The organism is Baekduia sp., from assembly GCF_035318805.1.
In the GTDB taxonomy this organism is placed as follows: Bacteria; Actinomycetota; Thermoleophilia; order Solirubrobacterales; family Solirubrobacteraceae; genus Baekduia.
Map to the genome: position 1 here is coordinate 37,829 of NZ_DATHDY010000116.1, position 23,135 is coordinate 60,963.

Sequence of the window (23,135 nt, forward strand, 5' to 3'; positions counted from 1 at the left end):
GATCCGCAAGGTGGACCTCCTTGAACCGCAATAGGACGACGAGAGGCCGCTTGGTTACCCCGGCGCTCGCGGGTGAAACCAGCTCCGGCGCTACGGCTGCGTTGCGCCGGCGGCGTCGGGCGCCAGCAGGCGGCGCACCGCGACGGCGAGCGCGTCGGGATCCGGGTCCTTGACCAGGAACGCGTCGGCGCCGGCGTGACGGGCCAGCGTGCGATCGCGCTCGTCGTCGAGTCCGGTCACCATGGCGATGCGCACGCCCTGGAGATCGGGCTCGGCGCGCAGGAACCGGCACGTCGTGATGCCGCTCTGCCCGGGCATCCGCCAGTCCAGGAGGATCGCGTCGGGGCGCTCGCGCAGGGCGATCTGCAACGACTCGGGGCCGCTGGAGGCCTCCACGACGCGGAAGCGGCGCTCGTCGAGCGCAGCGCGGACGTACGCCCGGAAGCTCGCATCGTCGTCGACCACGAGGACGGTGGCCTCAGCCATGCACCTGAATCTAACGCGCTGCGCGGGAGCGTGTGCCGAAACGGCAGGCTAAGTGGAGGTTCGCACCGCGTGGGCGAGCCGATCCGCCGCCTCTTCGAGGTCGGCGTCAGGCGTCGCGAGCGAGAGGCGCGCCCAGCCGGCGCCGCGGACGCCGAAGCCCTCGCCCGGGGCGACGCCCACGCGGGCCTCGGCGATCAGGCGCTCCGGCGTCAGGCCCGGCGGGAGGCGCCACCAGACAAAGAACGAGCCCGCGGCGGGCGCCAGGTCGGCGCCGGCGGCGGTGAGGGTGGCGACGAGCCGGTCGCGCCGGCGGCGGTAGACGTCGCGGCGCTGGGCGACGTCGGACTGGTCGGAGCGCAGGGCGGCGGCCAGGCCGCGCTGCAGACCGGTGAAGACGCCGGCCGTCGTGTGGTCCAACAGCTCCTGGATGCGGGCGACGAGCGTCGCCGAGCCGACCGCGAAGCCGATCCGCCAGCCGGCCATCCCGTAGATCTTGGACGGCGACCACAGCTCGAGGGCCACGTCGCGGGCGCCGTCGACCTCCAGGATGCTGCGGGCCCGGTGGCCGTCGAAGGCCAGGAACCCGTAGGCCAGGTCGTTGAGCACCCAGCTGCCGCGCGCGTGCGCGAAGGCGACCGCGGCCTCGAACGTGCCGGGCTGCTCGCACGCCGCGCACGGGTTGGAGGGGTAGTTGAGGACGGCGAGGGCCGGGTGCGCCGCGCCGGCCGGGCTGCCGGCGCCGGCCGCCTCCTCGAAGTCGGGCTGGAAGCCCCTCGACGCGTCCAGCGGCAGCGGGGCGACGCGCGCTCCGGCCAGCGCGGCGCCGGAGAGGTAGTCGGGGTAGCCGGGGTCGGGCAGCAGGATCGTCTCCCCCGCCTCGGCCGTGGCCAGGCAGGCGAGCATGATCCCCGTCTTGGTCCCCGGGATCACGGCGACCTCGCGGTCGGGGTCGATCGGCACGCCGTGGTCGGCCGCGTAGCGCGCGGCGATCGCCGCGCGCAGGTCCGCGTGGCCGTCGAAGGGCGGGTAGCCGTGCACGATCGGCGTGTCGGTCTGCAGCGCCGCGGCGCGCAGGGCCTCGATGGCGTGGTCGGGCGGCGGCAGGTCCGGGTTGCCGCGGCCGAGGTCGAGGAACCGCGCGCCGGGCTCGGCCCGCGCGCGGGCGGCCGCCGCCAGGATCTGCGTGAAGTACTGCTCGGGCAGCCGGTCCAGGCGCCGCGGGCGTCGGCGGTGCTCGCCGCTCACGTCAGCGCGTGGCGCAGGCGCTCGCGCGCGTCGTGGAAGTGCACGAACTCGTAGGCCATCACCGAGACGCACAGCGCGGCGACCAGCGCGAGCGACGCGAGCGCGGGGATCTCCGTCGCCACCGGGATCAGGGCGACGAAGACGATCGCCAGCCCGAGCCGCCCGACGTTGAGGCTGCGGACGTTGCGCAGCCGGAACGCGACGTGCGCGAGGAAGTACAGCGCGAGCCCGCCGCACAGGCCCGCGGCCGGGACCGTCTCCAGCGGATCGCCGACGTGGGCCAGCGTCTTCTTGGCGCCGAGCGAGAAGAGGATGATCCCGGCGACCATCGGGAGATGGAGGTAGGTGTAGGAGTCGCGCGCGATGAGGACCCGCTCCAGGCCGGCCGCGCGCCGGAAGCGCCGCTCGGCGACGAGCGCCACGACGTCGAAGTACGCCCACCACAGGGCGGCCGCGGTGGCCATGCCGAGCAGCACGCCGGCGATCAGCCCGGCGTCCAGCGGATGGCCTTCGGCGCCGACGCCGAGCGAGACGATCGACTCGCCCAGCGCGATGATGATGATCAGCCCGTAGCGCTCGGCGAGGTGGCCCGCGTCGACGCGCCAGCCCTCCACGCCCTGGATCCAGAGGCTGCCCAGGTCGATCGCGATCGCCAGGACCCAGCACGCGGTCCGCAGCTCGCCCTCGACCAGGCCCGCCACGGCGAGCAGCAGGCCGGCCGGGATCATCGTGCGCCCCAGGGCCCAGACGACCTTGCGCAGCGTCGGGTCGCCGCGGGCCAGGATCGCATAGGCGACGATGTGCAGCACGCGGACCACGCAGTAGGCGATCCCGAACGCCAGCGCGTCGCGCCCGAAGGCGTGCGGGAGCGCGATGGCCGTGAGGAGCATCGCCCCCATCGCGGCGAGCAGGACGACCCGGAACGCGCCCTCGTCGGAGCCCGCGGTGTTGCCGAGCCACGCGTAGCAGCACCACGCCCACCACAGGACGACGATGATCGCGACGCCCTCCAGCAGCCGCGTCCACGTGGGATCGGCCGACAGGTAGCCGGTGACCTGCGTGATCGCGAAGACGAACACCAGGTCGAAGAAGAGCTCCAGCGCGGTGACGCGCTGCTCGGGCTCGGCCGCGGCCGCCGTCGCGGCGCGCGCCGCGGGATCGTCGCCGGCGAGGCTCGCGAGGCTCTCGCTCATGCCAGGTCCTCGGGCAGCAGCGAGTGCACCACCAGCGACCAGCGCCGGCCCTTGGCCTCGATCGCCGACCGCAGCACGCCCTCGCGGACGAAGCCGGCGCGCTGCGCGACGCGCTGGCTGGCGTCGTTGTCGACGTCGACGTCGGCGCTCAGGCGCTGCAGGCGCAGCGTCCGCAGGGCCCACGGGGCGAGCAGCGCCACCGCGCGGGTCGCGGCGCCCCGCCCCCGCGCCGACGGCGCGACCCAGTAGCCGATCTCCGCGGTGCGATGCAGCCAGTCGGGGCGCAGGAGCCCGACCGTGCCGAGCACCTCGTCGCCGCCGGCCGGCGCGATGACCAGCGACAGGGCCTCGCCGCGCTCGCGGGCGAGCGGCTCGGAGCCGACCCAGTCGCGCGCGTGGGCCTCGGTGTAGTTGGGCGGCACGAACGTGAAGCGCTGGATGAGCGGATCCTGGCACGCCGCGGTGATCGCGGGCACGTCGGCCGGCCGCGGCGACCGCAGGCGGATCACGCCGTCGGCGAGCTCGGGGTCGGGCAGCGGGATGGCCGGCATCGCCGTGGACGCTATCGCCGCGCCGAAGAAGGCCGTCAAGGCGGCGCGGCGCAAGCACGCGAAGACCCGATAGGAGCGTGGGTCCCTACCGGACCGCGGGTACGAGCCCCTGGGCGAGTTCCCGCAAGGGAACCTGGCCCTCTGGGCGAGGCTTCGCCTAGGAGACTGTGTCGCTATCGCGACTGGGGACCCACCTCCGGCGGCGACGGCTGGCCATCGTGGGCCTCGGCCTCGCTGGCCGCCTACGGCACCCCTAGCGCTCGGCCACGAACAGCGACTGCGCCGCGACGCCCAGCCGGCCGTGCCGGTCGCGGAGGATCGAGGTCGCCTGGCCGACGCCGGTGCGGTCGAGGTCGGTGCGGGCGTCGAGGGCGACCCACTCGCCCTCGGGCTCGCGGTGCAGGTGGACCGTGAGGTCGGCGTTGACGAAGAGGTGCGTGCGGAAGTCCAGCGCGCGGCTGAGGCCGTTGCCGAAGTCGGCGAAGGCGACGGTGCGCTGCAGCGGGGTCGGCTCCTCGCCCGCCACCAGCGGCATCGCGAGGCGAAACCAGCCCACGGCGGGACCGTGGCCCCAGTCGCCGCGGGCGAAGCGCAGGTCGATGGCGGTGAGGTGGAAGCCGGCGGTCTCGTCGCCGCCCGTCCAGTGTGCGGGCCGGCCCTGCTCCGGTCCGGGCACCGGCGCGTCGGGCGGCGTGGCGGCGGCAGGCAGCGCGACGTCGCCGATGCGCAGCAGCGTGCCGCGCGCGCGCAGGACCTCCGTGCCGTCGGTGGTGCTCAGCGCCGCCTCGACGAGCGCGAGCCGCTTGCCCCCGCGGGTGATCCGCGCGCTGACGGTCACCGGCTGCAGCGGCACCGCGCCGGCGAACTCCAGCGCGAGGCGGACGCAGCGCATCGGCGCCGGCGTCTCGAGCCGCTCGATGGCCCGGGCGATCAGCGCCGCCGGCGCTCCGCCGTGCATCGCCCCCGCGTCCCACGGGCCGCGGGCGTGCTCGGACGGGATGAGGACCTCGCCCTCGGGCGCGAACACGGCGTCGGTCATCGCAGCTCCTTGCGGATCACGAGCGTCGCCATGGCTATCGATCCGCCAGCCGCACCCGCGGATCCAACCACACCAGCAACACGTCGAAGAGGAAGGTCGTCACGGCGATGAGCAGCGCGCCGACCGCGGTGGTGCCCAGGACGAGCGGCACGTTGGACGTGCCGATGGAGGCGGTCAGGTCGGCGAAGATGCCCGGGACGCTGAAGACCTTCTCGATGAGCACCAGGTTGGTCAGCAACAGCGGCATCGCCGCTCCGGCGAGCATCGCGGTCGGGGCCAGGGCCGCCGGGGCGACGTGGCGGCGGAGGATCGCGCGCTCGGTCAGGCCCTTGGCGCGGGCCGAGCGGACGTAGTCCTCGCCGGCGACCTCGACCATCTCGCCCAGCATCACGCGCAGGCACATGCCCGCCAGCGGCAGGCCCAGGACGATCCACGGGACGATCAGCGCGCCGAGCCAGCCACCGGGCGAGTGGTCGAAGTCGACGTAGTGCAACGGGATCCCGATGCCGAAGGGCACGATCCCGATGTCCTCGCCGAAGAACAGCAGCGCCATCAGCCCGACGACGTAGACCGGCGCGCACATCCCGACCATCGCGCCCGCCTGGACGATCCGCGAGGCGATCCCGCGCGGATGGCGCGCGCACCAGATCCCGCCGCCCACGCCCGCGAGCACCCCGAACGCCAGCCCGCCGGCCAGCACGCTCACGTCGGCGGGCAGGCCCTCGCGGATGAGGTCGGCGACCGGCCGGCGGCTGCCGCGCGCCGACACGCCGAAGTCGAAGTGCAGGAACGCGCGGTCCAGGAACTGCCACAGCCGCGACGGCAGCGTCCCGGACTCGCCGGCGAACAGGTTCGGTCGCAGCGCATGGAAGAGCAGCCATGCGGCGGCCGTCGCGGCGACGACCACGACGACCATCCCCACCGCCCGCGTCGCCAGCCGCTTCACGTCTGCTGCTGCGCCGCTGCCGCGACCTCGGCGATGACCTTGGACAACTGCGCGCCCTGCCACGCGATCGGGCTCTGGCCGGCGTCCTCGACGACGAGCCGCGCGCCCGGGATCAGCGAGGCGTACAACTCGCCCACGGCCAGCGGGTGGCCCGGGTCGGGCTCGTCGCGGTCGGCGACGACGACGGTCGGGGCGCTGATCTCCTTCAGCTGCGCGCGGTCTGCGAACGGGCGCGAGCGCGGCACCGCGCGCAGCGCGTCGGCCACCGCCTCCGGATGCTCGTGCGCGCCGAGCCGCTGGCGCAGCACCGTCTGGATCGTGTCGCGCCACCGCCCGCCGACGCCCTCGTCGCCGTAGGCCTCCACGAACCCCTCGACGCCGCCGGTCCGCAGCCCGTCGCTCAGCGCGTCCCAGCGCGCGAGGTTCCCCGGCCAGTCCTCCGGGTCGTAGGCGGGCGTGACGACCACGAGCCCCGCGACGCGCTCGGGCTGCTCGAGCGCGACGCGCAGCGCGGTGTGGGCGCCCATCGACGCGCCGGCGAGGACCGCGCGCTCGAACCCCGCCTCGTCGAGGACGCGCACGAGGTCCGCGGTGAGATCGGCGTAGGTGTAGGCGTCGGGTCCCTCCGGCGCCGGGTCGGACGCGCCGTGGCCGCGGGCGTCGTAGGAGAGCACCTCGTGGCCGGAGCGCTCCAGCGCCTTGGAGCCCATCACGACGTAGCGGTGCGTCGCCGTCAGGCCGTGCAGCAGCACGACGGGGGTGCCGGAGCCACTTCGCTCTTGGAACAACGTCACCCGTCGTACCCTAGGAGACATGGCCGTCATCGACGTCACCGAGCAGGACTTCCAGCAGCAGGTCATCGAGAAGTCGAAGGAGACGCCCGTCGTCGTCGACTTCTGGGCTGAGTGGTGCGGGCCCTGCCGCGCGCTCACCCCGCTCCTCGAGCAGTCGGCCGCCAAGCGCGACGGCGACGTCGTCCTCGCCAAGCTCGACACCGACGCCAACCCGCGTCTCGCCCAGGAGTACGGCATCCAGGGCATTCCCGCGGTCAAGGCGTTCAAGGACGGCAAGGTCGTCGACGAGTTCGTCGGCGTGCAGCCGCCCGCCCGGGTCGAGCAGTTCTTCGACGGGCTCGTGCCCTCCGAGGCCGACGCCCTGGTCGAGGCCGGCGACGTGGAGTCGCTGCGCCGCGCCATCGAGCTCGAGCCGGCGCGCGCCGACGCGAAGGTCAAGCTCGCGATCCAGCAGCGCCGCAACGGCGACGTCGACGGCGCGCTCGAGACCCTCGAGAACGCCGAGGGCGACTTCAGCGCGGACGGCCTCGCCGCGCGCATCCGGTTGGAGCGCGACGGCGTCGAGTCGGCCCAGGAGGCGTTCAAGGCGCTCGACCACGGCGATCCCAAGCGGGCCGTCGACCTGCTGATCGACGCGGTCGAGCACGACGTCAAGCACCGCGACGACCTGCGCCGGGTGATCGTCGGGATCCTCGACGCGTTCGGCGTCGACCATCCGTTCGCGCGCGACGCGCGACGCCGGCTCGCCGGCGCGCTCTACTAGAAGGCGGCGCCCGCGCGGGCGTGTGCGCAGAGCAGCTCCGCGCTGCGCTGCGACTGCTCCCACCAGAACATGTGCGCGACGCCCTCGAGGATCGCCAGGCGCGCGCCCGGCACGAGCGAGGCGATCAGGCGGCCGTTGTCGACGGGGAGCATCTGGTCCTCGTCGCCGTGGATCACGAGCGTCGGCGCCGCCAGCGACGGGAGGCGGGCGCTCGTGTCGTGGCCGGCGACGGCCTGCATCTGGAGCATGATCACCGGCACCGGCGCGGGCAGCGCGCCGGCCATCGCGCGGAACGTGTCGTAGGCGCCGTCGCGCGCCGCGAAGGCCGCCGACACGTTGACCTCGAACGCGGTGCGGATGGCCAGCTCTTTGTCGCCCGACATCATGCCGGCCGACAGGCGCTCGATGGTGGCCTGCGGCGCCAGCGCCGAGCCGGGGCCGCCACAGTAGGTGCAGCCGAGCGTCAGCGTGCGGATCCGCTGCGGATGGCGCAGCGCGAGCTCCTGGGCGACCATGCCGCCCATCGAGATGCCCAGCACGTGGGCGCTCTCCCAGCCGACCGCGTCCAGCAGCCCGGCCGCGTCCTCGGCGAGGTCCACGATCGAGAACGGATCGTCGATGCGCGCGCTGCGCCCGATGCCGCGGTGGTCGTAGCTGACGACATCGAAGCCGTCCAGGCGCTCCAGGAACGGATCGCCCCAGGACAGGTGCGTCCCGCTCATGCCCTGGATGAGCAGCAGCGGCTCGCCGGAGCCGCGCCGCTGGTGGAAGAGCTCTCGCCCCTGGACGGTGAGATGCGCCATGTGCCGACCGTACCGGGAGAGCGAGGCGGCCGGTCGGGGTGCGGGTGCCGGCGTGGGGGGCGGGCGCCGGGCCGGGGGCGGCGGGCGCGGCGGGCGCCCAGCGCCGTCGTCCTCGTGCTGCGGGCGCCGGGCGGGGCAGTGACGGAGAGGTTCAAGCCAGGCCCGATCGCGGACCGCGGCGCGACCGCCCCTCCGAAGGCCGCCCCCGACGCCCGCGGCGCCGTTGCCACCAACCCCCGCGCCTCCACCACCCAGCCCGCCGCTGTCCCCCTCCGCGGACGCTCGATCAAGCCGTCGAGCCGGCGCGGTCCGAGATCGGCAGCACGAGCTGCCCGGGCGGTGCGGGGCGCGGCTCGGGCTCGGCGACCTCGTCCTCGAATCCCGCGACGCGGACGCCGAGCAGGCGCACGGGCCGCGCGGGCGCGTAGGCGCGCAGGAGGTCGACGGCCACCTCGATGATGGTGGCCTCGTCGTTGACGAACGCGTCGATCGACCGCGCCCGCGTCACCGTGGTCCAGTCGTCGAGCCGCACCTTGATCGCGATCGTCCGGCCGCGCGCGCCCTTGCCCTGCAGCCCCTCGGCCAGCTCCTTGGACTGCTTGCGCAGGATCGCCTCGAGCTGGGCGTGGTCGTCGATGTCGGTGTCGAAGGTCGTCTCGACCGACCGCGACTTGACCACGCGCTCGGTGACGACGGGCGACTCGTCGTGCAGGTGCGCGCGCCGGTGCAGGTCGTGGCCGTAGCGCTCGCCGAAACGCTCCTGCAGCTCGGCGACGGGCGCGGCCTGCAGCGCGCCGAGCGTCGGGTAGCCCATCTCCGCCAGGCGGGCGGCGGTCTTGGGGCCGATGCCGGGGACGATCCGGGGCGAGCGATCGGCGAGGTGGGCGGCGGCGGCCTCGCGGCCGATGGCGACGAACCCGGCGGGCTTGCCGAGGTCGCTGGCGATCTTGGCCACCAGGCGGTTGGGCGCGACGCCGGCCGAGATCTGGATGCCCGTCTCCTGCTTGATGTGCGCGATGAGGTCGCGCAGCAGCGGGATCGGCCGGTCGATGCCGCTCAGGTCGGCGTAGGCCTCGTCGATCCCGGCCTGCTGAAGGACGTCGAGCCGCTCGCGCACGAGCGCCCAGACGGTGCGGGAGACCTCGGAGTAGGCCTTGTGGTCAGGCGGGACGTTGACGGCCTGCGGGCAGCGCCTCCGCGCCTCGGCCGCGCTCATCGCCGAGCCGACGCCGAACTTGCGCGCCTCGTAGCTGGCGGTCGTGACGACGGCGCGGGGGCCGGACCCGGCGACGATCACCGGCAGGCCGCGCAGCTCGGGCCGGCGCAGCAGCTCGACCGACACGTAGAACGCATCGCAGTCGAGGTGGGCGATGACCCGCTTGGCCATGGCCGCCAGGGTACGCGGCGCCTCCGACGCGCCGGCCCCCGCGCCGGCCGCCCCCCGCGCCGGCCGCCCCACGGGCGTCGAGGGACGAATGAATCTCGTACAGCGAGATCGAATCGTCCCTCGACGCTCCGGGGGCGTGGCCGGCTGCCGCGAGGGCTCCTAGCGGGTGCTCAGCACCGTGCCGGTCGAGCCGAAGCCGAGCTTCTGCTTCGTCGCGGCGGTGAGGTCGAACTCGCGGCCGCCCACGTAGGGCCCGCGGTCGACGACCGGGACGCGGACCGTGCGCCCGTGGTAATGCAGCGTCACCTTGGTGCCGCACGGCAGCGACTTGTGTGCGACGCCGAGCGTGCCGGCGCTGAGCGTGCCGCCGCAGGCCAGGTGCCCGCCGTACAGGCCGGGGCCGTACCAGGACGCGACCGCGCGCCGGTAGACGCGTGCGGTGCCGCCCAGCTCGCGGGCCGAGCCGAGCTCGCGCGTGCCGCCGAAGTGGACGCGGACGCGCTTGGTGCCGATGCGGCTGGCGCGCCACATCAGGACGTAGCGGCCACGACCGTCGGTGCGGTCGTGGTCGACGGTCGTCCAGCCGCCGCGGGCGCGGCCGAGCTGCAGCGAGACGGCGCGCCCGGAGCCCGCAGGCCGGAGCACCCCGCGAACGACGACGCGCCTGCCGGCCAGGACGGTGCGCCGGACGCTCCGGATCCTCAGCGTCGAGGTGGCTTTGGTCGCGACAGGAGCAGCGGTCGTCGCCGGGATCGTGGCGGGCGGGGCCTGGGTGTCGGAGCTCGCGCTCGACGGCGTCGCCGCGAGGATGGTCGTGCTGAGAAGCGCTCCGGCGAGGCCGGGCGCGGACAGGGTCTTGAGCCTCGGCATGAGGCAACCTCCTACGTGTCGCTTCAGCGCCTACGGGGTTAGCTGTCGGGCTCGCGACCGCCGCTCGCCGTGCATCGGGCACGTGGCGACAGACCGCTACGGAAGCCAGCAGGCTCCGATTCGCCCCATCCAGCCGGGTCTGGACCACACCGGCCGGCTCTGGGTCCCCCGTCCGCTCCCGTCAGTGCGGGAGCAGCTCGGCGTGTTTGAGCAAGGTTTGTGAGGCTACCCCTGGTCCCATAGCGCTGTGTGAGGGGGCTCACAAACCCCGCGGTCCGCCGACGGACCGCTCAATCGCGCTTCAGCGGCCGTTGAGCGCCGCTGAGGTCCCCGCGAGGACCTGTGCCGTCATCGCCGCGTGCACGCCCGCGTACGGGTCGCCACCGGCCGCCGTGCGCTCCTGGGCGAGCGCGATGAGGTCGTCGACCGCGCGCAGGTCGTCGTAGTGCTCGGCCTCGGCCTGCGCCTGGCAGGCCAGCCGGGCCAGCGCGAGGGCCTCCGTCGGGTCGCCTTGGCGGAACGTCATCTGCACCGCGGCCGTGAGGTACCCGATCGCGCGCTCGAAGCCCAGCACGCGCGGGCCGAGGCCGCCGGTGCCAGGGGCCGCTCCGAGGTCGAGCAGATCCTCGCCGGCGACCACGCGCTCGAGCTGCGCGCCCGCGATCCCGGCCGCCTGCTCGGGGCTCAGGCCGACGGCGCGCGCGACGCGCAGCATCGCCATCGAGGCGTAGCGCGGACCGCCGTAGGGCATGTCGGACGCGTAGAGGATCTGTCCCGGCGCGACGGTGGCGAAGAGCGTCAGCAGGTCGGACACGTGCCACCACGACGTGTCGAACAGGATGTTCGAGCGGCCGGCCGCACGCGGACCGAGCAGCCCAAGGTCGCTGATGCCCGCGTGCGCGAGGATCAGCCGCGCGCCCGGGTGGTCGGTGGCCATGTGGATGACGCTGTCGCCGAGGTCGGGGATGCCGCGACCGGCGTGGAAGAGCACCGGCAGGCGGTGCTCACCGGCCAGGGCGACGACCTCCTCGACGACCGGGTGCGGCAGCCCGAACGCGTCGCTGCGCGGGTGCAGCTTGAAGCCACGCGCGCCGGCCGCGAGCGTGCGGCGCGCCTCGTCCATCGCTCCCGGATCCTTCGGGTCGATCCGCGCGAGACCGACCAGCCGCCCGCCCGACTCCGCGCACGAGCGCAGCACCCAGTCGTTGGCGGCCCGGTAGCCGCCGGGCTCCTGCATCGGGAAGACGAGCGCCTTCTGCTGGCCGGCCAGCTCCAACGCGGCGACGAGCTCCTCGGGATCGGCCTCGTACCCGTCGGGGTCGTGGTGGCCGATGTGCGTGTGCGCGTCGAACCAGGTGACGCCGTCGCCCAGCCAGCGCAGCGCCTCGGCACGCAGGTCGGAGCCGACGTCGTCGAAGGGCAGCGGGCGAACCGGCACGGGCCGGACCCTACCCCGCGTCGCGCGACGGAGCGTGGGTCCTAATCCGCCGCGGGTTTCGCCCCCTGGGCGAACACCCGCAAGGGAACCTGGCCCTCTGGGCCAGTGTTCCCCCTAGGCCGCGACGGCGGCGCGATCGGGCAGCGTGCCGCCCAGCTCGTCGCGCAGGCGCGCGAGGCCCAGGCGGATGCGGCTCTTGGCCGTGCCGAGCGGGACGCCCGCGCGCGCGGCGATCTGGTCGGCGGTCAGCCCGCCCCAGTAGGCCAGCACGAGCGCCTCGCGCTGCGCCGCGGGCAGTCGGCGCACCGCGTCGCGGACCGTTGAGCGGTCGGCGGACTCCAGCGCCAGGCGGTCGGGCCGCGCGTCGTCGCGCGGTGCGTCGGTGGCGACGACGACCTTCAGGCGATCGCTCGCCCGGCCCGAGGCCTGGCCCTCGCGCCACAGGTCGACGGCGCGGCTGCGCGCCATCAGGCGCAGGTAGCTGCCGAGCTCGCCGCGGCCGGCGTCGAACCGGCCCGGGTTGCGCCAGACGCGCAGGAACACGTCCTGCACGACGTCCTGGGCCTCCGCGGTGCTGCCGAGAACGCGGTAGGCCGTGGCGTGGACGCCGCGGCGGTGCTCGTCGTAGATGCGGCCGAAGGTGGTGGGATCGCCGAGGTACATCGGGTACTCCAGTCCGAGGTGACGGAGGTGCTCTACCCGCTGCGCGGCAACCTTACACACGATGTTGAAGGTTTGCATCGCGGTGGTGCAGTCCACGGCCTCCCGCGATGGCACCTTGCGAAGCGCCCCACCGGGGTGGGAGCATCGCGGCGTGCCCACACGCCTCACCGCTCTGGACTCGTCCTTCCTGCACCTCGAGGACAACGGGGCGCACATGCACGTGGCCGCCGTCATGACGTTCGAGGGCGTGGCGCCCGCCTACGACGATCTGGTGGAGGCCATCGAGGCGCGCCTGCACCTCGTTCCGCGCTATCGCCAGCGCCTCGCGTTCGTGCCGCTCGGCCAGGGCCGCCCGCGCTGGGTCGACGACCCGCACTTCAACGCCCGATACCACATCCGCCACACCGCGCTGCCCGCGCCGGCCTCCGACGAGGAGCTCAAGCGGTTGGCCGCCCGCGTCTTCGGGCAGCGGCTGGACCGCAGCAAGCCGCTGTGGGAGATCTGGCTGGTGGAGAGCATCGACTCCACGCGCTTCGCGATCCTCTCCAAGACCCATCACGCACTGGTCGACGGCGTCAGCGGCGTCGACATCGTCTCGATCCTCTTCGACCCCATGCGCGACCCGGCGCCGCCCGCCCCGCCGAGCGCCCCGTGGCTGCCGCGCCCCGTCCCGACCCAGACCGAGCTGCTCGCCGAGGCCCTGCTGGAGCGCTCGACCGTCCCGGCCGAGGCGCTGCGCGGCGTGCGCAAGCTGACCCGGGCACCGCGGCAGGTGGCCGAGCGGCTCGCCGGCGGCGTGGCCGGGCTGGGCTCGATGGCGCTCGCCGGACTCAGCCCCGCGCCGCGCTCGTCGCTGAACGTCGACATTGGCCCGCACCGGCGCTACACGTGGGTCGACGCCGACCTGCGGCGCTTCAAGGCCATCAAGTCGAGCCTCGGCGGGACGGTCAACGACGTCGTCCTGACCGCGGTGTCGCTCGCGCTCGGGCGCTGGATGCGCGGGCGCGGCGAGGACACCGACGGGCTCGTGCTCCGCGCGATGGTCCCGGTGTCCGTCCGCGCCGAGGCCCAGGAGGGAGCGCTGGGCAACCGCGTGGCGACGATGTGGGCGCCGCTGCCGGTCGGCGTGGAGGACCCCGTGGCGGCGTTCGACGAGGTCCACCGGGCGATGCGCGGCCTGAAGGAGTCCGGACAGGCCGTCGGCGCCGAGACGCTCACGCAGCTGGCGGACTTCGCGCCGCCGACGATCATGAGCCAGGCCGCGCGGCTGCAGGCGCGCCAGCGGTTCTTCAACCTCGTCGTGACCAACGTCCCGGGCCCACAGTTCGAGCTGTTCCTGCTCGGCCACCGGATGCTCGGCCTCTACCCCGTCGTGCCGCTCGCGCTCAAGCAGGCGCTCGGCATCGCGATCATGTCCTACAACGGGCGCCTCGGGTTCGGTCTGCTCGCCGACTTCGACGCGCTCGCCGACCTCGAGGACATCGCCGAGCACCTCGAAGGGGCGATCGACGACCTCGCGCGCGTCGCGGACGCCGACGATCGCGCCGGACGCACCGGGCCCCGCCGCACGCCGACCCCCGTCGCGACCTGATCGGCCGCCTCCTCAGCGGCGCCGCGGTCGTCGTGCTGGCGGTGGCCGGCGTCCTGGCGGCGGTGTGGTTCTTCACCGCCAACGACGGCGCGACGACCAGCGGGCCGCCGGTGGCGGTTCCGGGCGCGATCTTCCACGGACTCGTGCCGCATGCCGCCGACGTGCGGCGCGGCAACGTCGTGATCGTCGTCGACGACCCCGGCGCCCAGCCCGCCGCGCAGCTGCTCGCCGACGAGGTCGCCGGACCGCCATCGCCGGCGCTGCTCGCCGCGGGCCAGGCGGTGCAGGTCGACGTGGCCGACGGCGGTGTCGCGAACCTCGTCGTCTGCCGGGACCGGGAGGGCCGCAAGGCCCAGTGCCCGAGCCTCCACGCCTACGGCGGCGACCGGGTGCTGGCCACGACCTCGCCCGACGACCCGGCGTTGCGCGCCTTCGTCGAATACTGGCTGGGCCGCGCCGCCGGGTAGCGTTCAGCGCCACATGCGCCTGGCCCTGCAGCAGCTCAACGCCACCGTCGGCGACCTCCCCGGCAACGAGGCCGCCATCCGCGACGGCATCCTCGCGGCCAAGGCGGCCGGCGCGCAGGTCGTCGCGTTCCCCGAGCTGGCGATCACCGGCTACCCGCCGGAGGACCTGCTGCTCAAGGAGCACTTCCTGCAGGACGCGCGCAACGCCGTCGACCGGCTGGCCGAGGAGGCGCAGGGCATCGTCGCCCTCGTCGGCTTCCCGGAGCGCGCCGACGACGTGTACAACGCGCTCGCCGTCCTGGCCGACGGCGAGGTCCAGGGCATCTACCGCAAGATGCGCCTGCCCAACTACGGCGTCTTCGACGAGGTCCGCTACTTCCAGGCGGGCACCCAGCCGGCGATCCTCGAGGTCGACGGCGTCACGATCGGCGTCACGATCTGCGAGGACGACTGGGTCCCCGACGGGCCGATCGTCGACGAGGCGCTCGCCGGCGCCGAGATCGTGATCAACGTCTCGGCCTCGCCCTACCAGGCCGGCAAGCCCGCCGAGCGCGAGACCATGCTCGAACAGCGTGCGCGCGACAACCTCACCGCGTTCGCGTTCTGCGCGCTGGTCGGCGGCCAGGACGAGCTGGTCTTCGACGGCTCCAGCGCGGTGTACGACCACCACGGCTCGGTGGTCGCCCGCGCGCCGCAGTTCGCCGAGCACCTGCTGATCGCCGACGTCGACGCGCACGCCGCCCGCGCGGCGCGCCTGCGCGACACGCGCCCCCGCCTGGCGCGGCGCGTCGAGCACCGACCGGTCGCGCACCTGGGGCGCTTCGCCACCACCGCCGGCGACACCGCCAAGCCGGCGCCGCACGGCGACGTCGCCGAACCGCTCGACGCCGACGCCGAGATCTACGCGGCGCTGGTGCTCGGCACGCGCGACTACGTGCGCAAGAACGGCTTCCAGCACGTCGTGTTCGGGCTGTCGGGCGGCGTGGACTCCACGCTGGTCGCGACGATCGCCGTCGACGCCCTCGGCCCCGACAAGGTCACCGCGGTCGTCATGCCGTCGCCGTACTCGTCCTCGGAGACCCAGGAGGACGCGCGCACGCTGGCGCGCAACCTGGGCATCGAGCTGATCGAGTTCTCCATCAAGGACCTGATGGAGGACTACGACCGCACGCTGGCCCCGGTGTTCGGCGACCGCGAGCCCGACATCACCGAGGAGAACCTCCAGGCCCGCATCCGCGGCAACCTGCTGATGGCCCTGTCCAACAAGTTCGGGTGGCTGGTCCTGACGACCGGCAACAAGTCCGAGATGTCGGTCGGCTACTCGACGCTCTACGGCGACAGCGCCGGCGGGTTCGCGGTCATCAAGGACCTGCCCAAGATGCTCGTCTACCGGCTGGTCGACGTGCGCGCCAAGCGCGACGCGCACTCCCCCGTCCCCGACTCGATCGTCAGGCGCGCACCCTCGGCCGAGCTGCGGCCCGACCAGAAGGACGAGGACTCCCTGCCGCCCTACGAGATCCTCGACGCGATCCTGCTCGGCTACGTCGAGGAGGACCTCGGCCGTGAGCAGCTCATCGCTCGCGGGCTGCCCGCCGACGACGTCGACCGCGTCATCCGCCTGGTCGACCTCTCGGAGTACAAGCGCCGCCAGAACCCGCCCGGCATCAAGGTCACGTCCAAGGCCTTCGGGCGCGACCGCCGCGTCCCGATCACCAACCGCTACCGCGGATAGCCGCTGGTCGGCCGATCGGCGGATCGTGCGCTGTTCGTCCCGGACGCCGGCGCCGCGGGCTGATCGCATTACCCTGGGGGCATGTCCTACATCGCCGCCGAGGCCCGGCAGGAGCTGCTCGACACGATCGCCGAGGCGATCGACGAGCTTGCCGTGGCGATCGCGGCGCTTGGTGCGGCCTACGAGCTGCTCGACGACAACACCGCCGACCGGCTCGAGGAGGAGCTGTTCCGGCCGGTGCAGGTCGCCTACGGGCGCGCCAAGCGCACGCACGCCGGCTTCGCCGAGCGCTTCGGCCTCCCCGGCGGGACGTTCGCGCCGGCCACCCCGGGCGCTCCGTCGCACGGGGTCAAGGGGTTCGTCGACGAGGCGGTGGACGCGGTGGGCCGCGCCGATCACGTGCTGTCGGAGCTGCAGGACTCGATGCGTCCCGTCGAGGTCGGCGACGCCGAGCTGCGCGCCGGCCTGGCCGACGTGCGCGAGCACCTCGGCGGCGTCCGCGCCCGCGCGCGGTCCCTCGTGAGCGTCTTCGGCCGCTGAGGCGCGGCCGGCGGCGCCGCGCCGCGCCGCGCCTACCGGACCGCGATCGTCATCCGGACGAGCGAGCAGAGGCGCTCCTCGTCGTCGGTGATCTCGACCTCCCAGACCCACGTGGTCCGTCCCCGGTGGCGCACGATCCCGCGCGCGTTGATCCGGTCGCCCAGCACCGGGCGCAGGAACGAGGTCTGGTTGCTCAGTCCCTGGGCCGACTTGCCGTCGGCCTGGACGGCGCCCCACGTGGCGATCGAGGTGATCGACTCGGCGATCGAGGCCAGCACGCCGCCGTGCACGAGTCCCGCAGGCTGCTTGTGGTGCGCCTTGACGTCGACGTGGGCGCGGACCTCCCCGGCGTCGAGGTCGACGCTGTCGACCACCAGCCCGTAGAGGTCGTCGAAGGTGCCCGGGAAGTGCAGGGGAAGCTCGAGTTCCATGGGGTGCGGCACGATACCGCTGCCCCTTCGGTTAGCCTCCTGCGCCGCATGGCGCCTTTCGACGATCTCCCCGCCGACCAGAAGGCCGTTCTCCAGCTCGTGCTGCGCCAGGGGCGCACGTACGAGGAGATCGCGGGCTTGCTGAAGATCTCCCCCGAAGCGGTCCGTGACCGTGCCCTCACGGCGCTGGAGACGCTCGGACCGGCCGCCGGCGGCCTGGACGACGAGCGCCAGGACGAGATCGGCGACTACCTGCTCGGCCAGCAGAGCGCCTCGGCGCGCGCCGCGACGCGCGAGCACCTCGAGGCCGACGCCCCGGCCCGCGCCTGGGCGCGCGTGGTCGCCGGCGAGCTGCGCACCGCCGGCCTGGCGTCCGACGACGCCCTGCCCGACATCCCGGCCGACCCGGCGGAGGTCGATGAGGCGTTCGACGCGCTGCAGGCCCGCCGTCACGCGCGCGCCGGCCAGGAGCGCTCGTCGCGCCTGGGCGGCGTATTGCTGCTCGTCGGCCTGGCGATCGTGGTCGCGGCCGCCGTGCTGGTGCTCACCGGCACGCTCGACGGCGGGGGCGACGGCAACAGCTCCAGCAACGCGTCGGCGACCACCACGGCGACCTCGACGACCGCGGGCACCGCGGCGACCGAGGCCCAGATCAACCTGCTGCCGCCCGGCGGCGCGACGAGCGCCAAGCGCCTCGGCGTCGCCAACGTCGTGTCCCAGGACAGCCAGCGGGCGCTCGCGGTCGTCGGCCAGAACCTGGCCGCCTCCGGCCACTACGTGCTGTGGCTGCGCAACGGCTCCAAGGTCAAGTTCCTGGGCTTCTTCCCGCCCGTGACGAGCAAGGGCGCCAGCAAGGGTCGCCTGCAGGGCCTCGTCGCCGCGCCGAGCGATCTCACCTCCTACAAGGAGATCCTCGTCACGCGCGAGCCGAGCAGCACGCCGAAGACGCCGACGACGATCGTCCTGCAGGGCTCGCTGACGGGCTAGGCCGAGGCCGCGTCGCCGTGCAGCTCGGCCAGCGCATCGAGCGCGGTGTCGAGCTGGCGTCGCGCGGCGCGGCGGACCATGAAGCCCCCGAAGCGCGAGACGCCTTGGAGCTTCTGGGCCAGCCGCAGCTCGACCCGCGTCGCCGCGTCGCCGGCGGGCTCCAGCGTCACCCGCGTCTCGGACTGCGCCAGCAGCTTGGCGAACGGCGTGCCCTCGAGGTCCTGCGTCCAGACGACGACGCGCGGCTTGTTGCGCTGTCCGAAGCGGAAGTCCGCGCGCACGACCGCGCCCCGGTCGGAGCGCAGCACCTGGGTGAACCCGCGGCCGTCGACGCCCTCGACGCGCTCCACGCGCGGCCACCAGCGCGGCTGCTGATGCGGGTCGGCGACGGTCTGCCAGAGCGCCGCCGGCGTGGCGGCCACGGTGCGGCTGCGGCGCGTCACCGGCACGGGGCCCTCACTCCTCGTCGTAGCTGACCAGCGAGCGCACGTCGTAGCGCGCCAGGCGCTCACGCCCCCGCAGGAACGCCAGCTCGAGGAAGAACGCGCACCCGACGACGTCGCCCTGCAGCTGCTCGACCAGCTCGCACAGCGCCAGCGCGGTCCCGCCGGTGGCCAGCAGGTCGTCGTGGACGAGGACGCGCGCGCCCTCGGCGACGGCGTCGCTGTGGAGCTCCAGCGCGTCGGTGCCGTACTCGAGCAGATACTCGGCGCGGACGGTCTCGCGCGGCAGCTTGCCGGGCTTGCGGGCCAGCACGAACCCTGCGCCGAGCTCGCGGGCCAGCGCGGCGCCGAGCAGGAAGCCGCGCGCCTCCGCGCCCACGACGACGTCGACGTTCAGCGGCCGCGCGTAGTCGGCCAGCTGCGAGACCGCGGCGTCCAGCGCCTCGGCCGACGCCAGCACGGGCGTGATGTCCTTGAAGGTGATCCCGGGCTTGGGAAAGTCCGGGATGTCGCGCACGTAGCGCGCGAGCTCGTCGGTGTCCATGTCCTAGCCGACGATCTTGCGCAGGTCGCGAATCAGCAGCAGGTGCTTGAGGTGCGTCGTGACGGCGGCCAGGTTCTCCAGCGCCTCGACGGCCTCCTTGCGGCGCTCGACGTTGCGCGAGCGCAGCGCGGGGGCCAGGATCTGCTGCAGCAGCGCGGCCTCGCGGTCCGCCGAGGTGCGGAACGCGCGCAGGTTGCGCCCGCCGACGCCGTAGCGTGCCAGCTCGGTGACGGCGCGGATGATCTCGCGCTCGGTCTCGTCGTAGTACTTGGTGCCGGCGCGATTCTCGCCCTTGATGACGCCGTACTCCTCGAGCTCGGCGACCAGGCTCGGCTCGGCGCGCGTGTCCTCGACGACGTCGTCGAGGCTGTAGAGCGCGCCGTCGCCGGTGACCGACATGCTCGGGCGCCGGCGCGTCCGGTTGGCGGCGGCCGCGGCCGCGGCCTCGGCAGACGGCGGCGGCACGGTGGGCTCGTCGCCGTCGACGCGGCCGGAGGCGAGCTCCTGGCGGATGACGCGCAGCGGCAGGAACTCGTCGCGCTGCATGCGCAGGATCGTCCGCAGCCGCGCGACGTCGGTGGACGCGTAGAGGCGATAGCCGCCCGGCGTGCGCCGCGGCTCGAGGAGCTTCTGGTCCTCGAGGTAGCGGATCTTGGAGATCGAGATGTCCGGGAACTCCTGGCGGAGCGCCTTGCAGACCGCACCGATCGTCATCGCCTTGCCGGGGCGCTGATCGAGGGCTGCTGTGGTGAGCGGATCCTCCACGGCGGCCATCAGCGTGCGAGGAACGTGAGCTTGTACTTGCCGACCTGCAGCTCGTCGCCGTCGGCCAGGTGATGGCTCTCGATGCGGCGGCGGTTGACGTAGGTCCCGTTGAGCGACCCGAGGTCGTCGAGGTGGTACTCCTCGCCGCGGCGCACGACCAGCGCGTGATCGCGCGAGACCGTCACGTCGTCGAGGAACACGTCGGAGTCGGGTCGGCGCCCGATCGTCATGCGGTCGCCGTCCAGCGGGAAGCTCTCGCCGACACGGCCGCCGCCGGCGCGCACGACCAGCGCGGCGCCGCCGCCCTGGGCGACGATGTCCTCCAGCTCCACCGGGACCAGCTCGCCGGTCTCGTCGATGCGATACGTCGCGGTCGACGACTCGGACCCGGGAGCGCCGGCGGTCTCCGGATGGCCGATGAAGGCCCCGCAGCGCTGGCAGTAGTTCGCGTCGTCGGCGTTGCTGAACCCGCATTCGGGGCAGTGGCGGGCCACGATGGTTCGGCCTCCCCGACCGCCTACTCGCCCGCCGGGTGGTCGCCTGCGGCGCGGCCGGCGAGGATGTCGGTGAGCCGCTGGACGTCCGCGCCCGTGATGACCTCCTCGCCACCCTCATGGCGCTTGCGCAGGCGGTTCACCAGCTCGGCACGCAGGATGTCGATCTTGCCGTGCAGGATGCGCCGGCGATAGGAGATGTCGACCTCCTCCTCGGTGAGCTGCTGGATGAGATCCTTGAGCTCCTGGTCTGAGAGCGAGCCGAGATCGGGGAACGTGTCCATGGGGTCCTTCTCCTCCTGGGGACGGGCCGGGCGAGAATAGCAGTGGCGCGCCACCCATCAAGCTCAACTTGAGGGTGCAGGCCGGGTTGCGGCCAGCGCATCCCGGGTGTAGAACGCCGCCGCGGCCAGCGAGAGCGCGAGCCCGACGTACAGCAGCACGTGCGCCAGCGTGCTCAACCCGACCATCGCGAAGAAGAACGCGCTCATGGTCGGCCAGACGCCCCAGCGGCCCCACCAGTTGATCTTCAGCTCGATGCCGCGGCGCAGCGCGAACTGCCCGGCGACCAGCAGGTAGAGCTCGCGCGCGACGAGGACGGCGAGCGCCCAGCGCGGCAGCAGCTCGAAGTTCCAGCAGATCACGACGCCCGCCACCACGAGCAGGCGGTCGACGACCGGGTCCAGCAGCGCGCCGAAGCGGCTGTACTGGCCGGTGACGCGCGCGGCGATGCCGTCGGCGTAGTCGCTCCAGCCGATGACGGCGAACAGGATGGCCGGCAGCGCGTCGGTGCCGCTGTCGGACGACAGCGCGGTGATCAGCAGCACGGGGATCAGCGCAAGGCGGACGAACCCGATGGCGTTCGGGATCGTCCAGACGTTCCAGGGCGCGTCGCTGAGCGTCGCCGGCGGCGGCGGACCGGAGCGATCCAGGCCGAACAGGCGCCGGAACGTCAGGCGCGGGTTGGTCCACAGCGACGGGCTCGCCGTCTCGGGACCGCGGGGATCGTCGTCGGGGAGCGGCGCCATCGTCATTTGCAGCCTACGTCGGCGGCGACCCCCGTGGCCCACTAGCGCCGCGTGACCTTCTCGCAGTGCTTGAGCCGGTCGCGGCGGTCGGCGCGGATCGCGTCCGTGCCGGTGCCGCAGTCGATCGTCTCGCGCACCCCGTCCACCGTGTTGATCGTGTCGTTGCCGGGCCCGGCGGAGACCGTGTCGGTGCCCGCGCCCGGCGAGATCGTGTCCTTGCCGGATCCGCCGCTGAGCCGGTCGTTGCCGCGCCCGCCGGTGAGCTTGTCGTCGCCCTTGCCGCCCGTGAGGCGGTCCTTGCCCGCGCTGCCGGCGAGGCGGTCGTCGCCGTCGCCGCCGTCGAGGACGTCGTTGCCGGCGCCGCCCTCCAGGCAGTCGCCCGCGCCGTTGCCCTTGAGCAGGTCGTCGCCGTCGTTGCCGACGAGGCGATCGCCGAACGCCGTGCCGCGCAGGACGTCGTCGTCGCGCGTGCCGCGCACGACGTTGACGCACGGGCGCAGCACGGGCGCGACCCAAGGCGGGCTGGTGAAGGGCGCGTGGAACGTCGCCGTCCACGTCAGCTGGTTGTTGGTCGGGTCCGGGTCGGGCGTGGCCGAGCCGGCGGTCGCGGTCGACGTCGCGGTGCTGCCGGGGGCGCTGGCCACGAAGAACCGCTCCGCCGACGCGTCGCCCGGGTTGAGCCGGGGAACCCGGCACGTCGACACGCCGGCCACCGACGGACACGGCGCCACGTTGCCCCCAAGGACGGTGCCGGGTGGCAGCGTCACCCGCAGCTCGACGTCCTTGGCGGGATCCGGTCCGTGGTTGGTGACCCAGAACTCGAAGAACGCGTCCTTGCCCGGGTTGACGTCCTTGCTGCTGAAGATCGAGGTGACCGCGAGATCGGCCTGGCAGCCGGCGTGCCGCGCCGCGTCGAACGGGCATGTGTCCTGCGTGAGGTCGCCGAAGCCGTCGGCGTCGGCATCGGGCTCGACGTCGGCCTGCGCCAGCAGGCGGTGGCTGCTGGGCGCGCCCGGCGTGGCCGTGTCACCCACGTCCAACGGGGCGACGAACGTCCGCAGGTCGCTCGGCGCGACCGCGACGGCCCCGACCGCGCCGGCCGCGCGCAGCCCGAGCTGGTCGCCGGCCTTGACGGGCAGCCGCACGGCGGTGACGGTCGTCACGGCGCCGCCGGCCGCGGGCGTCGCGGGCGCGGCGGCGGCGATCGCCTGGAACGCGCCGGAGCCCGCAGGGCGCAGCACCTGCAGCGTGAGCGGCGCCGTGGTGGCCGAGCGGACGCGGTAGGCGGTGATCACGCCGTCGCTCGCGGCGGCCGGCCGCGGCGCCGACGTCGCGGACTGCACGACGTCGGAGCCCGAGAAGCCGCGCGGGTCGGGCGCGAACGTCAGCGCGCTTCCGAAGGTCGTGACCGCGCCGCAGGGTGCGTCGTGCCGGTTGAAGTCGTTGAAGCAGGCGTCCTGCGTCCGGTTGCCGTAGCCGTCACCGTCGTCGTCGCTCTCCACGACGCCCTCGACCTCGATCGGGCCCGTCGCGCCCGCGACCGCCAGCACGCCGCCCGCGACGATCGGCAGACGGGCGGCGAACTCGCGCATCGCGCCGGCCTCGACGGTCACGGGCCCGGTCGTCGCGGTGAGCACCGTCGCGCCGCCGCCGACGCGCTGCCGGCTCTCCAGCGACACGGTCTGCGTGGTGGCCGAGTGCGCGCGCCAGAGCACGACGACGTCGTCGCCCAGCGCGGGATCGTCGACCCCGATGCAGTCCCAGTTGCCGGCGCAGGCCGGGCTGAACGGCTGCACCGACCACGCCGGAGCGGTGAGTACGAAGGCCAACAGGGCGGTGGACAGGGCGAGGAGCAGCGAGCGGGGGAGCATGCGAGCGAGCATTGTGAGGCAAGGGACGGATGTGGGCATGGATATGTTTCGTACAAGACCCATC

Annotated in this window: 26 protein-coding genes and 1 riboswitch; of the genes, 6 read left to right on the top strand and 20 right to left on the bottom strand. The window is 73.9% G+C overall.

Features of this window, described 5'->3' with window-relative positions; translation table 11 throughout:
- Positions 1–90: 90 nt before the first annotated feature.
- The 7 genes from VK501_RS23585 to VK501_RS23615 all read right to left on the bottom strand — a co-directional run bounded on the left by VK501_RS23585 (position 91) and on the right by VK501_RS23615 (position 6,254).
- Complete coding sequence (locus VK501_RS23585) at positions 91–486, bottom strand: response regulator (RefSeq protein ID WP_324341848.1); 396 nt, start codon at positions 484–486, stop codon at positions 91–93.
- A gap of 48 nt (positions 487–534) precedes the next feature.
- Positions 535–1,731: an aminotransferase class I/II-fold pyridoxal phosphate-dependent enzyme gene (locus tag VK501_RS23590; protein ID WP_324341850.1), complete on the bottom strand. Its 1,197-nt coding sequence runs from the start codon at positions 1,729–1,731 to the stop codon at positions 535–537.
- Entirely contained in the window at positions 1,728–2,924 is a 1,197-nt protein-coding gene (locus tag VK501_RS23595) for a low temperature requirement protein A (RefSeq protein ID WP_324341852.1), read from the bottom strand. The genes VK501_RS23590 and VK501_RS23595 overlap by 4 nt, the downstream gene beginning before the upstream one ends.
- Complete coding sequence (locus VK501_RS23600) at positions 2,921–3,475, bottom strand: GNAT family protein (protein WP_324341854.1); 555 nt, start codon at positions 3,473–3,475, stop codon at positions 2,921–2,923. The genes VK501_RS23595 and VK501_RS23600 overlap by 4 nt, the downstream gene beginning before the upstream one ends.
- Positions 3,476–3,728: 253 nt before the next feature.
- Positions 3,729–4,514 (bottom strand): thioesterase family protein, encoded by a 786-nt coding sequence (locus tag VK501_RS23605; protein ID WP_324341856.1) that lies wholly within the window; start codon positions 4,512–4,514, stop codon positions 3,729–3,731.
- Between the two features lie 34 nt (positions 4,515–4,548).
- A complete protein-coding gene (locus tag VK501_RS23610) occupies positions 4,549–5,460 on the bottom strand; it encodes an ABC transporter permease (RefSeq protein WP_324341857.1) in 912 nt (303 codons plus the stop codon).
- A complete protein-coding gene (locus tag VK501_RS23615) occupies positions 5,457–6,254 on the bottom strand; it encodes an alpha/beta hydrolase (RefSeq protein ID WP_324341859.1) in 798 nt (265 codons plus the stop codon). Before VK501_RS23615 ends, VK501_RS23610 begins: the two co-directional genes overlap by 4 nt.
- A 19-nt stretch (positions 6,255–6,273) precedes the next feature.
- Between VK501_RS23615 and trxA the strand changes: the two genes are divergently transcribed.
- Positions 6,274–7,017 (top strand): thioredoxin, encoded by a 744-nt coding sequence (gene trxA, locus VK501_RS23620; RefSeq protein ID WP_324341861.1) that lies wholly within the window; start codon positions 6,274–6,276, stop codon positions 7,015–7,017.
- Here the strand turns inward: trxA and VK501_RS23625 are convergent.
- The 5 genes from VK501_RS23625 to VK501_RS23645 all read right to left on the bottom strand — a co-directional run bounded on the left by VK501_RS23625 (position 7,014) and on the right by VK501_RS23645 (position 12,238).
- Positions 7,014–7,820: an alpha/beta fold hydrolase gene (locus VK501_RS23625; protein ID WP_324341863.1), complete on the bottom strand. Its 807-nt coding sequence runs from the start codon at positions 7,818–7,820 to the stop codon at positions 7,014–7,016. The genes trxA and VK501_RS23625 overlap by 4 nt on opposite strands.
- Positions 7,821–8,106: 286 nt before the next feature.
- Entirely contained in the window at positions 8,107–9,207 is a 1,101-nt protein-coding gene (dinB, locus tag VK501_RS23630; RefSeq protein WP_324341865.1) for a DNA polymerase IV, read from the bottom strand.
- Positions 9,208–9,366: 159 nt separating this feature from the next.
- The gene (locus VK501_RS23635; protein WP_324341867.1) at positions 9,367–10,077 is read right to left on the bottom strand and encodes a septal ring lytic transglycosylase RlpA family protein; all 711 of its coding nucleotides are present in this window, start codon (positions 10,075–10,077) and stop codon (positions 9,367–9,369) included.
- 12 nt (positions 10,078–10,089) lie between these two features.
- Positions 10,090–10,290: riboswitch (cyclic di-AMP (ydaO/yuaA leader) on the bottom strand.
- An 88-nt stretch (positions 10,291–10,378) separates the two neighbouring features.
- A complete protein-coding gene (locus VK501_RS23640; protein ID WP_324341869.1) occupies positions 10,379–11,515 on the bottom strand; it encodes an amidohydrolase family protein in 1,137 nt (378 codons plus the stop codon).
- 114 nt (positions 11,516–11,629) lie between these two features.
- Positions 11,630–12,238: a sigma-70 family RNA polymerase sigma factor gene (locus VK501_RS23645; RefSeq protein ID WP_324341871.1), complete on the bottom strand. Its 609-nt coding sequence runs from the start codon at positions 12,236–12,238 to the stop codon at positions 11,630–11,632.
- Between the two features lie 91 nt (positions 12,239–12,329).
- On the opposite strand from VK501_RS23645, the gene VK501_RS23650 reads away from it, so the two are divergent.
- The 4 genes from VK501_RS23650 (at position 12,330) to VK501_RS23665 (ending at position 16,508) form a co-directional block, all read left to right on the top strand.
- Positions 12,330–13,769, top strand: a complete 1,440-nt coding sequence (locus VK501_RS23650) for a wax ester/triacylglycerol synthase family O-acyltransferase (RefSeq protein ID WP_324341873.1) — start codon at positions 12,330–12,332, stop codon at positions 13,767–13,769.
- Between the two features lie 41 nt (positions 13,770–13,810).
- The gene (locus tag VK501_RS23655) at positions 13,811–14,236 is read left to right on the top strand and encodes a hypothetical protein (RefSeq protein WP_324341875.1); all 426 of its coding nucleotides are present in this window, start codon (positions 13,811–13,813) and stop codon (positions 14,234–14,236) included.
- Positions 14,237–14,249: 13 nt separating this feature from the next.
- Positions 14,250–15,968 carry an NAD+ synthase gene (locus VK501_RS23660; protein ID WP_324341877.1) on the top strand — a complete coding sequence of 573 codons (1,719 nt, stop codon included), beginning with the start codon at positions 14,250–14,252 and terminating at the stop codon, positions 15,966–15,968.
- Between the two features lie 81 nt (positions 15,969–16,049).
- Positions 16,050–16,508 carry a hypothetical protein gene (locus tag VK501_RS23665; protein WP_324341879.1) on the top strand — a complete coding sequence of 153 codons (459 nt, stop codon included), beginning with the start codon at positions 16,050–16,052 and terminating at the stop codon, positions 16,506–16,508.
- 32 nt (positions 16,509–16,540) lie between these two features.
- Here the strand turns inward: VK501_RS23665 and VK501_RS23670 are convergent, their stop codons facing one another.
- Positions 16,541–16,939: a PaaI family thioesterase gene (locus tag VK501_RS23670; protein WP_324341881.1), complete on the bottom strand. Its 399-nt coding sequence runs from the start codon at positions 16,937–16,939 to the stop codon at positions 16,541–16,543.
- Positions 16,940–16,987: 48 nt separating this feature from the next.
- Between VK501_RS23670 and VK501_RS23675 the strand changes: the two genes are divergently transcribed.
- Positions 16,988–17,926 carry an RNA polymerase sigma factor gene (locus tag VK501_RS23675; protein ID WP_324341883.1) on the top strand — a complete coding sequence of 313 codons (939 nt, stop codon included), beginning with the start codon at positions 16,988–16,990 and terminating at the stop codon, positions 17,924–17,926.
- Here VK501_RS23675 and VK501_RS23680 read toward each other — a convergent pair.
- The 7 genes from VK501_RS23680 to VK501_RS23710 all read right to left on the bottom strand — a co-directional run bounded on the left by VK501_RS23680 (position 17,923) and on the right by VK501_RS23710 (position 23,071).
- A complete protein-coding gene (locus VK501_RS23680; protein ID WP_324341885.1) occupies positions 17,923–18,375 on the bottom strand; it encodes an SRPBCC family protein in 453 nt (150 codons plus the stop codon). The two genes, VK501_RS23675 and VK501_RS23680, sit on opposite strands and share 4 nt — an antisense overlap.
- Before the next feature lie 7 nt (positions 18,376–18,382).
- Positions 18,383–18,913, bottom strand: coding sequence for an adenine phosphoribosyltransferase (locus VK501_RS23685; protein ID WP_324341887.1), 531 nt, complete (start codon positions 18,911–18,913; stop codon positions 18,383–18,385).
- Between the two features lie 3 nt (positions 18,914–18,916).
- Positions 18,917–19,687 (bottom strand): MerR family transcriptional regulator, encoded by a 771-nt coding sequence (locus tag VK501_RS23690; protein WP_324341889.1) that lies wholly within the window; start codon positions 19,685–19,687, stop codon positions 18,917–18,919.
- Positions 19,687–20,172, bottom strand: coding sequence for an FHA domain-containing protein (locus tag VK501_RS23695; RefSeq protein ID WP_324341891.1), 486 nt, complete (start codon positions 20,170–20,172; stop codon positions 19,687–19,689). The genes VK501_RS23690 and VK501_RS23695 overlap by 1 nt, the downstream gene beginning before the upstream one ends.
- Positions 20,173–20,195: 23 nt before the next feature.
- Complete coding sequence (locus VK501_RS23700; protein WP_324341893.1) at positions 20,196–20,456, bottom strand: hypothetical protein; 261 nt, start codon at positions 20,454–20,456, stop codon at positions 20,196–20,198.
- 63 nt (positions 20,457–20,519) lie between these two features.
- On the bottom strand, positions 20,520–21,200 hold the full coding sequence (locus tag VK501_RS23705; protein ID WP_324341895.1) for a CDP-alcohol phosphatidyltransferase family protein: 681 nt from the start codon (positions 21,198–21,200) through the stop codon (positions 20,520–20,522).
- A gap of 41 nt (positions 21,201–21,241) precedes the next feature.
- A complete protein-coding gene (locus VK501_RS23710; protein WP_324341897.1) occupies positions 21,242–23,071 on the bottom strand; it encodes a hypothetical protein in 1,830 nt (609 codons plus the stop codon).
- Positions 23,072–23,135: the final 64 nt, after the last annotated feature.